We start from the raw sequence: 9,791 nt of genomic DNA on the forward strand, positions 1-9,791 counted from the left end.
GACCCCTTAATATATCAAATATATCAATCTGATTATATTATAATTAAAAGCAATGCATCCTTTCAATACATTGCCATTAATTCTAGTTTCCTCATCAATTATTGAATAGTATAATTTATGAAATAATCATTTTTCTGTAATTCCTGTCGTTGCTTCAATAGCTCATTGAGTAACTCTTTGATATCATCTTCACAATTACTTTCTAGTGCTTTCTCGGCTTTTAGCACAACTTCTATATACTTATCCCATGTTTTATCAAATTCTGCTTTTTGTTCAACCCAAACCTTTATAGGTCCTACTACTGACTGAAATTCTCCAGGTATTTTTCTTGCTTCTTCCATTTGATCTTTATACCAGTTATATATGTATGTTGATTTAACTAGATTTCTTAGCTCTTTGATGAAATCTTCTGATTGCATTTTACCTTCTTTTGAGGAATTTCTTATTACCAATAATTTTTCTTGGATTTCTTTGTTTCTATTTAATTCCTTTTTTATAACTTGGTTTGATCTTTTTCTATGATCTTCAATTACTTTCTTCCATTCTTCTATTTTTTCAGGAGTATGCAATTGAACTATATTCAATAGGTCTTCATCATAAATCTTCTTTGTATTTCTGAGTCTAGTATAATGTTGAACTTGTTCATTATATTTTTTTTCATCAAAATACTTGTTATCTTTTGAATAATAGGGATTAGTCAATATATCGTTAAATTTCTTTCTAATTAAGGAATGCTCACTATTCTCAATTTTATACATGTTTAGCCCTTTATTTAGATTATCAATTACAGCTTTACTATCTTCTAAGTCAAATGCTTCCATAAGTTCATATTCATCGAAATTCTCTTCATCATTAAAGCTGTAACCATCACTAAATCGAAATAATATATCATACTCTTTATCTGCCTCTTCATTTGATAATTCGCCTTTTTCTTCCTTTTCACGAATTACATCAAATATAACATCTGAAATGATTTTCCTTTCTTTATATTTTTCATTTTCAAACCATGTTACTTTCATTTCAGTTTTAAATTCATTTTTTTCAGCTATGACGTTCTCCCACTCTTGAAGCTTATCTGGAGTATAAATCTCAGCGAGAAGTAAAAGATATTTATCTGATTCAAGTGGATCACTAAAATCATAGTTTTCCTGTTCTCTACTTCCAGTATGTATAGAAATATACTTACCATTTGTCTTTTCGTTATCATCTGCAAAGCTAATGGTAGGCAGTAGCATTGCAGTGCATAACAACATAATAATGATTTTGATTTCCAGTTTTCTGCTCATCTAAAATTCCCTCCTAAGTTTGTTTTGTTTTCATTTACATTATAAAAAGAAAATACGGTAATAATTTGATAGAATTGTGGGATTTTATGTGAAAGTTCAATTTTTTAAAAACAAAGGCCAAGGAAATATTACCTCAGCCAATAATAACATCTAGCTTGTTATATGCCAAAAGATTCATTTTTTGAATACAGCTTGACGACTTCTTTGTATCATTTTTATAATAAGAATAATAACTTAGTTACTGAGGTTGTTAACAAGGACAAGGGATAGACACAACGTCCTTAAGCGATTTTGTAAATATGATATTTTAGGAACGAAAAATCTATCCCCCGTCGTTAACTTAAGAAGATATCAGAAAATTGATATATAGGGGAAACAATTAGAAAGCAGGAATTTTGCTCATTAACGCACAAAGCTCTAAAAAGAGTAAATATTATCTGATAAAGCTTAATCTCCTCATAATCAATCTGATTAAGTGATTTACCAATTTCCTCCTTATAGCCTCTGCCTAAATTGTTTATAAACTTAATAAAATGCTCCTGTCATTCAGCTTCTATTTCTCTTTTACTGTTTCTATATCATATTTTATAAGCTTTTTTAATGATTTTATGTTTAAGATACAGGCAAATGTGCCCTGGGGTATGACCTAGGGTGAAAATTACCGTAATTTCACTATTGCAGTAGAGTTTTTTTATCTTCTGGAACAGTAATTTCTAGTAGCTTATTGAAATTATCTAGTGTATCTTTAACCACATCATATGGTATTTTTACTGAATCATTATAATACTAGCTAAATACCACAAAAAACCTTGATCTCATCCTAATACTAAAGATATGATTTTAGCCATGTAATCAAGTTAGCTAACATACTTGTCGTAATCCTATGGTTAATGTTGTTAAACTCTGTTAGCTGTAACTTATCTTGGCTATTCCTATAAAGTGGTCGCATTCTATCAGCAAATCTTCTCTGTATTTCAATTGGAACAGATGTATCTTCTACTCCGTGGAATATTGAAACAGCTCTCTCTTTTATTTTTTCGTCATTCATCATTGGATCATATAACTCTATTTCATCTTTATAAAGCTCACTTGGTGGTAAACTATTCATTCTTACGGCTTCTTGCCATGCAAAGGCTCCATTGAATCCAGATAAACATTTTAAGTCAGTATGTTTAATAAAAATTCCTCCAGCTGTGATTGCTCCCATCGAACTTCCTATTACACCTATTCGTCTTGGATCAGCATTATGTTTTTCTATTGTATGCTTAATAAGTACATCTGATTCTCGAATGCTTTTAAATATTATTTCCCATATATATTTTTCTGTATTGCCTGGTTTATCATAGTCTATTGCCCCTCTTTCACCATGATACAATGCATCAGGTACAATCACTTGATAGCCAAAACTTGCTATTGATATTGCTTCAAATCTTTTAAAATCTTTACTTGAATGCCAGCCATGGTAAAAAATAACAGTTGGTAGTACTCCAGTATATCCTTTTGGAGTGAACCTTAGATATGGAATATCATCCACTTTTTCTTCTGTAATCGTCACGAATGAATTCTCCTGTTGAAATATTGACCATTCCATATGTAACATCTCCTTATATCTTTATTCAAAATTTATGCTTTTTCAAGCCAACTTACTTTGCAATTCTCTGATGGATGAAAAGCTTTTGTAATATAAACAATTTTTTGCATGATATCTGTGTCTTCTTCAAATAATCCATATTAGAATACGCTCTTGATTTCACTTTTCTTACAACTCTTCATTTATGTTATTTTGATTACTCTCATTATTTCTATCCAAAGTATGTTATAATGAGCACACACACTTTTTTTATATCAAATACCTCCCCCTTGTTTCTATTATATATGAAAATATAAAGTAGTAAATAGTTATATTAGCTATATAAAGTTTTTGTTATATGGCTTTTTTAGTGTTGACATATATAGTTAAGCTGTATATAATAATGCTGTATAGTGTGACTGTATAGTGTTGCTATATAGAAAGGAGTTAAAGAATTAGATGAGAAGAAATAAAAATTTACCACTTACTGAAACTGTTTATTACATTCTCTTAGCATTACTTGAACCTGCACATGGATATTTAATTATGCAAAAAGTTGAAGAATTAAGCATGGGAGAGGTAAGAATGGCTGCAGGAACTTTATATGGAGCTATTCAAAACTTATTAGAGTTAAAATTTATTGAACCTGTTAAAAGTAATGACAGTAGACGTAAGGTCTATGCTATTACAGATGAAGGGGAAAAAATATTACTTCTAGATTTTGAAAGAATGAAACATATGATTAAAGTTACTGAAAATAGTATGAAATAAAGTAGAGGTGTTAATATGAAAAAATTTAAATTTTATATTGATTTTGAAAAAGAAGAAAAATGGCTAAGTGAAATGGCAAAACAAGGATGGGAGTTAAGTAGAAAATCTTTTGAATATGAGTTTTGTAAAGCTATTCCGAATGATGCTATTATAAAAATAGATTATCGCAGCTTTAAAACAAATGATGATTTTGAAGATTATATTACGTTATTTAGAGATAGTGGTTGGGAACATATTGCTGGCACAAAATCATCTGGTAAACAATATTTTAAAAAAATAGATGCAAGTGGCGATAATGATATTTTTTCTGACGTTTCTTCTAAGGCAGCAAGATATAAAAAGTTATCGAATATGTGGTTCTCAATAACAATATCCTATATTCCAATTTTTATTGCGTTGGTTACAACAAAAACTATTGATATTTCGGCACTACTGAATCCAAAATTATTATATTATACACCAGGACTATGGGAAAAGACAGGCGTATATTTTTGGCGAGCATTCTTTTTTGAAACACCTTTTGCAATAATGAGAGGATTTACTTGGTTCTTTTTCCCTATTCTAATTATTTTATATGCTGTTTTTGCCGTCAAAGCAGAAAGACACTATCAAAAAAACAAATCTGGAACTGTCTACTATAAGAAGAACATATCATCCATATGATAACGCACTAACAAAATCATTTTATAAAATAATAAAGAGAGAGCTTATTCAGGATGCCAACTTTGAAGCACCTGAACAAGCTCAGCAAGAAGTATTTAAATATATTGAATTATACTATAACACTAAGAAAATATATTCCTCTCATGGGTATCTTTCCCCTACCAAGTTTGAGGAGGTGAATTCGTAAAACTTACTAAGTTCTTTGTCTAGTTTTTGTTAACAGTTTCATCCAAACATTAGATTTTTTTGTCTAGCATTTGGGGTACAATTCAAAACGGGTGGTTATGATTGAGTGCAATATATTGGGGTTCTAAATATAAATCATGGATATATTTGGGATTTAAAAAGTTCAAATCTTACTTATACATTTTCCTTATCTAGTCATATACTTCTATTTACTATAAATACTTTCCACTTCCATTTCTTTCGTTTCATTAAGTTGAAATTTATCTGCTATATTAGTGCTAGTAAGATGTAATACTCCTTCTATGTAGTAATTAGTAATTTTATTATCTTTTTGTATTCCATATAATCTACTAAAAGTTACGTCTTCCACTCGTCCAAACTTCTCCAAAAGAATAATTTCTGCACCAGATATTTTATTATGTTTCTTAAAATACTCTATTAACCTACATTTCTTTAGAAATTATATATTGAAAATCACAAGAACAATAAAATGAGTATAAAAGTTTTATATTGCCAAATGAAATCAATAATAAATATGTTGTCATTTAGTAATTAACATGTGTTTAAAATTAATGACCAATTTGCCCCACATTATTCCATTTTGTGATACAATATATAATTATTGTAACTATAGGAAGAAATTCACGACACTAGTTTCGTATTTTATTCCAAAAAAGTAGATTTACCGACACTATCAATGTCGGAGATTCAAAAGTTTGAGTACAGATAGTGCAATACTTGGGAAGCTGCGCAAATTTGTTAGCGATTAGTGATATCTTCTCTTCACATTTGTAGAAAAATATGCTATAACTTACTAAATAATAAGAGGTGGAATCTATGAATATAAGAGATAAACAGGATAAACAAGAAAAACGCAAAATGGAAGAATATAAAAAACATCCAATGATTAATTTTTCAGATTCAATAAACCATTCAACAATGGGGAACTTAAATGAGTTAACAAAAGGAGGATGCCTTACTAAGATTATCATTATAGTTATTATTATTGGAATATTATTTTTTCTTTCTCGATATTATTCTTAAGTTAGGCTATATTCATTATTAGATTATTTATCATTCATAACATTTATATAGGTCTAAGAAACTGGAGCGGTGTCTAGTGTGTACTATCCATCCTGTAGCAAAGTATTCATGTTCGCTCCGCATATTCCACAACCTAAGATAAGAACTATCTAAGGTTCATGGATTTCGGCAATTCCTGGACGTTAGTGGAAATCACTAAGTTGCTAAAGAATAAGATAGCAAATAAAAATAATGATGGGGATTTATTATGGAGAGTGCGTGGACTATCATTATGATTTTATGTCTTAAATTATAATTTAGTTGAATAAATAACTTAATCTGAATATGTTTTTAAGAAAAAGAATAAAACCAAGGCTATTGATTACATGAGAAAATTAAAACTATTTCGATAGTTCTAAAAATGTATTGTATAACAAAGCACTCAAGCTCGCTTTGGCTTGAGAAGACAGCCAAAGCACATTCCTCCACTGGGTGCGCAGCACTACATACGAAGAAAATCTCTGTGGGTCTAGCTTAAAGACATCATTAATCCAAAAACGTTAGGTGGTACTAGATACTAGTTTATTATGGATGACTAAGATTTTATTTATTTGGGGGTGTATGTATTGAACATTAGTATTATAATATTCGGTACAATAGGGTTCTTTATTTGTCTATTTGTGATGTACCGCACAAATCACGGAATTCCTGGTATACAAAAATATGATCCAAAATTTAGACTTCTTGACATGAGATTCCGATATAATAGTGAAATATTATATAATACCTTTGAGAAAATTGGTATAGAAGGAATGAAAGCATATAGAAATTATTTATTACTTGATTTTTGCTTTATTGTTTGCTTTCTCATTGTCATGATAGCGATTACTCTTAAGGTAACTCCTAATAATGTTTTTAGACACATGATTTTAGGGTTTGCTATATCCCGTGCTATATTTGATATAATAGAAAATACGCTTCTAATTATTTTATTAAATATGTATCCTAATCAAAGTACAATACTTGCTGACTTTTGCTCATGGGTTACAACATTAAAATTTATTGTATTGTACTTATGGATAGTAGGGATTATTATTGTACAGCTACAAAAATTAGTTATAATATGAGCATCTAAAGCTAGAAGTACTGATCAGAGCAGTTCTTTAGAGACTTTAACTTGGGAGTAAAGTTATATGGAATGTATTGTAAACAAAGTTATAGTTAATTATGTGATAAAGGGGTCAGGTAAGCCTATTCTAATGCTGAATGGTTATTATCCTGATATGAAAATAATGATAGACCAGATGGAGCCGATATTTAGAGATAACCCAGGCTGGTAAAGAATATATATATCATCCTGAAGTTGAACAGACAAGAAATATTAAAGCTATAAAAAATTACGATGATATGTTAGATACTATACTTATTTTTATAGATAAAGTTATTCCTAATGAGAATTTTGCAATTGCAGCAATGTCCTTTGGTGGATATCTCACTAGAGGAATCCTCCATAGAAAAATCCAATATGTTGATGGATTGATGTTAATAGTTCCTGTTATTGTACCTGAAGGAGAGAAAAGGGATATTGATGAAGTTATAAGTAATAGACCAATCAATTAAATTTTAAAAAGAGTAATTTTTCGTAAAAATCACATAACATCTGCGACCCTAAGAGATGAGGCGGTAAAGGTCGCAGATATCAGTAATATCAAGACATTGAATAAAAGAATCAAATGAATATTTTATCTATTTATTTTCAAAAAATTTCGGTAAAAGCCAGCCTCCATCACCTAAAACCTTATCATTAGTAACTCTAATAGATGATAATTCTTCTTCATTGAAGTTATCTTTTAAAATTGCTAGCCGTACAAAAAGTCTTACCTCTGATTGTTCGTTCTCATTTTTAAAATATAAATATGGACCATACTTTATACTTCCCTTTTTTACCACTTTTTCCTTATCTGAATTATTTACTGCAAGTATATCGCCCTTTAAATAAATATTTTTATTTAATTTACTTTCAGATAGATTGAAAAGTGTGTCCGTAGTTACTAAGATAACACTATATGGAGGCAGTATAATGTCCTGATTATTTGTAATATCATAGTGATTTGTTGTATATTTAATTGGTACCAAATCAAATTCTGCTCCTGTTAGGTTGTCATATGGAGTCCCTTCTATTTTCATCTGCTTCTTATTAGAAGAAATCTCCATATCGGTTTTCCTTATCATTTCCACCCAAATGGTCGCTGGTCCGCCTAGTCCTCTAATATGTATTTCCTGTATATGATAATCCTTATCAAAATCTAACGGATCATCGGAATACATGAAAGACAGCTCCCTTGGATAAGACAACAATATATTACCAGTCTCATCAAGCATGTACATTTCGCCGCCGTCACTATTATAATTAATTTCAGGAATTGCTTCTCCGGAATATTTGTCTAACCATTTTTCCATAAAATCGTTTGCTTGCTTAGTATCTGTCCAAAAAAATGTGAATTCATAATGTGTTGGACCATTATAAGCTTTTGCATAACCCTCTTCCTCAAAATTATACAAAATATCATATCCCTCATTAAAGATGATCTCACCTTTTTTATTAACAAAGTAACATTTACCATTTGCCTTTAGAATCGCATAACCGTTCCAAAAATCTGTATTAAATCTTTTTTTACCTTTAGGATTAATAGAATTCTCTATAAGCTCTTCTGTAATGGTATCTGTAGAGAGCACTAACTTTCCTGTTTCATCAATATATCCTGTTTTTCCTTCTAATTCTACTAAAGCCAACCCTTCATGAAAATTATTGCCCCAATCCCATTTAGGGGTAATAATGGTTCCATTTCTATGCATATAGCCAACTTTATCACCTAAATGTATTTTTGTGTAATTATTAATGAATAGATTATCTGCTTTATCCCATATGGGTTCACTGATGACCTTGCCTGACTTATCAATAAAGCCATATTTATTATTTTTAGATACTAAAGCTATACCCTCCAGTTCAAAGGAAAATATAGAGCTGGTCAACCCAACGTCATCAGGATACTCATACTCCAATGGTATAGCTATCTCGCTCTGTTCATTAACAAATCCATATTTTCTGCCTAAAGAAAATCTAGCAAATCCGTTTTCAAATGAATCAATATGGTCATATTCTGCTTTCAATACTATTTTTCCATTTGCGTCTGTTAATCCATATTTGTCATTTTTCTTTAATAACAAATGCCCCTTATTATCGGTAATCATATCATATTCAAAGGGAATAACAACGTTGCCCTTATTATCCAACACTCCAAATGTACCCTTTAAATTTACAATAACGTATCCATTCCACATCTCTATATCAACATAGTTAAAGGGGATGACTGTTTCTCCTGAGGAATTAATACAGCCATACTTCATATTGTTATTAGCAATTGCCAACCCATTTTTAAAGTATTCAGTATCTAAAGATGAACTATCGCTGTGATAAGTAATATAATCGTAGGCAAAGGGGATAATTGTCTCTCCAAACTGATCAATGAATCCCTCTTTACTTTTTCGGTTTCCTATGTATTTATCTGCACAATAAATAATGTTGCCATTTATATCTCTGGTTTGATAGAGAGAGAAATATTCACCTAACGAATATAATTTATTTCCATTCCAATCAAGGACAATATACTCATGGACTGTATCCCAGCTCCCATCCCATGCAGGCTTACCTGGCAATACCACTAGAAAATTATTACCGCTTACGCTGGCGTGATAATCTAAAGGTAATGTAAAGAGAACATTTCCAGTCATATCCACATACTCTTTCACATTATCTTTTGTTCTTTCGCCAACTGCTGTAATATCATCAAACCACATTATTTTATTATATTCTGGCTTGAATATTAGTTCCATTTGTGAATTCATTAATCCCAATTTGTGCTCATCAAAATAAGAAGAATCTGGATTATTTTTTATACCTCTTTTTATTATTTTATAGCCTGGTTTGCCAGAATCCTCTAAATCGTAATTAAACCCTAGTATTGGTTTAACCTCATAAACACCGTCAATGCGATTAATGTAATCAAGAACCTCTTTTGATATATCACCTATAACATCCTCTGCCATAACATTTGATGTCAGTATTAGAAGTAATGATATAGTTACAACAAACATATAAAATATTTTTTTCACAAATATCCTCCCTCTATAAATTAAATAGACGTTTGCGAAACGCCACAACCCGTATAATTACGGGGTTTTTTCTTGCATAAAAATATATAACTCCTCACCTGATTATGGTAAAATTGAAT

11 protein-coding genes are annotated in these 9,791 nt (G+C 30.2%); 7 read left to right on the forward strand and 4 right to left on the reverse strand.

What is annotated here, in order from left to right; all coding sequences use genetic code 11:
• Positions 1 to 98: 98 nt before the first annotated feature.
• Both HNR33_RS13410 and HNR33_RS13415 read right to left on the reverse strand, forming a co-directional pair.
• Positions 99 to 1,286: a hypothetical protein gene (locus HNR33_RS13410; RefSeq protein WP_429084176.1), complete on the reverse strand. Its 1,188-nt coding sequence runs from the start codon at positions 1,284 to 1,286 to the stop codon at positions 99 to 101.
• Between the two features lie 826 nt (positions 1,287 to 2,112).
• The gene (locus HNR33_RS13415; RefSeq protein WP_429084178.1) at positions 2,113 to 2,877 is read right to left on the reverse strand and encodes a dienelactone hydrolase family protein; all 765 of its coding nucleotides are present in this window, start codon (positions 2,875 to 2,877) and stop codon (positions 2,113 to 2,115) included.
• A gap of 438 nt (positions 2,878 to 3,315) precedes the next feature.
• Here HNR33_RS13415 and HNR33_RS13420 point away from each other — a divergent pair, with 438 nt between their 5' ends.
• From HNR33_RS13420 to HNR33_RS13430, 3 genes are read left to right on the forward strand one after another with little or no spacing between them, the layout of a single operon-like run.
• Entirely contained in the window at positions 3,316 to 3,627 is a 312-nt protein-coding gene (locus tag HNR33_RS13420) for a PadR family transcriptional regulator (protein ID WP_429084181.1), read from the forward strand.
• A gap of 15 nt (positions 3,628 to 3,642) precedes the next feature.
• On the forward strand, positions 3,643 to 4,290 hold the full coding sequence (locus HNR33_RS13425; RefSeq protein ID WP_429084184.1) for a DUF2812 domain-containing protein: 648 nt from the start codon (positions 3,643 to 3,645) through the stop codon (positions 4,288 to 4,290).
• Complete coding sequence (locus tag HNR33_RS13430; RefSeq protein WP_429084187.1) at positions 4,202 to 4,477, forward strand: IS3 family transposase; 276 nt, start codon at positions 4,202 to 4,204, stop codon at positions 4,475 to 4,477. The genes HNR33_RS13425 and HNR33_RS13430 overlap by 89 nt, the downstream gene beginning before the upstream one ends.
• A 204-nt stretch (positions 4,478 to 4,681) precedes the next feature.
• Here HNR33_RS13430 and HNR33_RS13435 read toward each other — a convergent pair whose 3' ends face one another.
• Complete coding sequence (locus HNR33_RS13435) at positions 4,682 to 4,846, reverse strand: hypothetical protein (protein WP_429084189.1); 165 nt, start codon at positions 4,844 to 4,846, stop codon at positions 4,682 to 4,684.
• Positions 4,847 to 5,313: 467 nt separating this feature from the next.
• Between HNR33_RS13435 and HNR33_RS13440 the strand changes: the two genes are divergently transcribed.
• From HNR33_RS13440 to HNR33_RS13455, 4 genes are all read left to right on the forward strand, one after another.
• Positions 5,314 to 5,520: a DUF6366 family protein gene (locus HNR33_RS13440; RefSeq protein WP_429084192.1), complete on the forward strand. Its 207-nt coding sequence runs from the start codon at positions 5,314 to 5,316 to the stop codon at positions 5,518 to 5,520.
• A 605-nt stretch (positions 5,521 to 6,125) separates the two neighbouring features.
• The gene (locus HNR33_RS13445) at positions 6,126 to 6,626 is read left to right on the forward strand and encodes a hypothetical protein (protein ID WP_429084195.1); all 501 of its coding nucleotides are present in this window, start codon (positions 6,126 to 6,128) and stop codon (positions 6,624 to 6,626) included.
• A gap of 66 nt (positions 6,627 to 6,692) precedes the next feature.
• Positions 6,693 to 6,839, forward strand: a complete 147-nt coding sequence (locus HNR33_RS13450; RefSeq protein WP_429084198.1) for a hypothetical protein — start codon at positions 6,693 to 6,695, stop codon at positions 6,837 to 6,839.
• A 67-nt stretch (positions 6,840 to 6,906) separates the two neighbouring features.
• Positions 6,907 to 7,119, forward strand: coding sequence for a hypothetical protein (locus HNR33_RS13455; protein ID WP_429084200.1), 213 nt, complete (start codon positions 6,907 to 6,909; stop codon positions 7,117 to 7,119).
• A gap of 126 nt (positions 7,120 to 7,245) precedes the next feature.
• Here HNR33_RS13455 and HNR33_RS13460 read toward each other — a convergent pair whose 3' ends face one another.
• Positions 7,246 to 9,672: a WG repeat-containing protein gene (locus HNR33_RS13460; protein ID WP_429084203.1), complete on the reverse strand. Its 2,427-nt coding sequence runs from the start codon at positions 9,670 to 9,672 to the stop codon at positions 7,246 to 7,248.
• Between the last annotated feature and the right edge of the window lie 119 nt (positions 9,673 to 9,791).

Source organism: Brassicibacter mesophilus (assembly GCF_050433385.1).
GTDB lineage: Bacteria > Bacillota > Clostridia > Tissierellales > Proteiniboraceae > Brassicibacter > Brassicibacter mesophilus.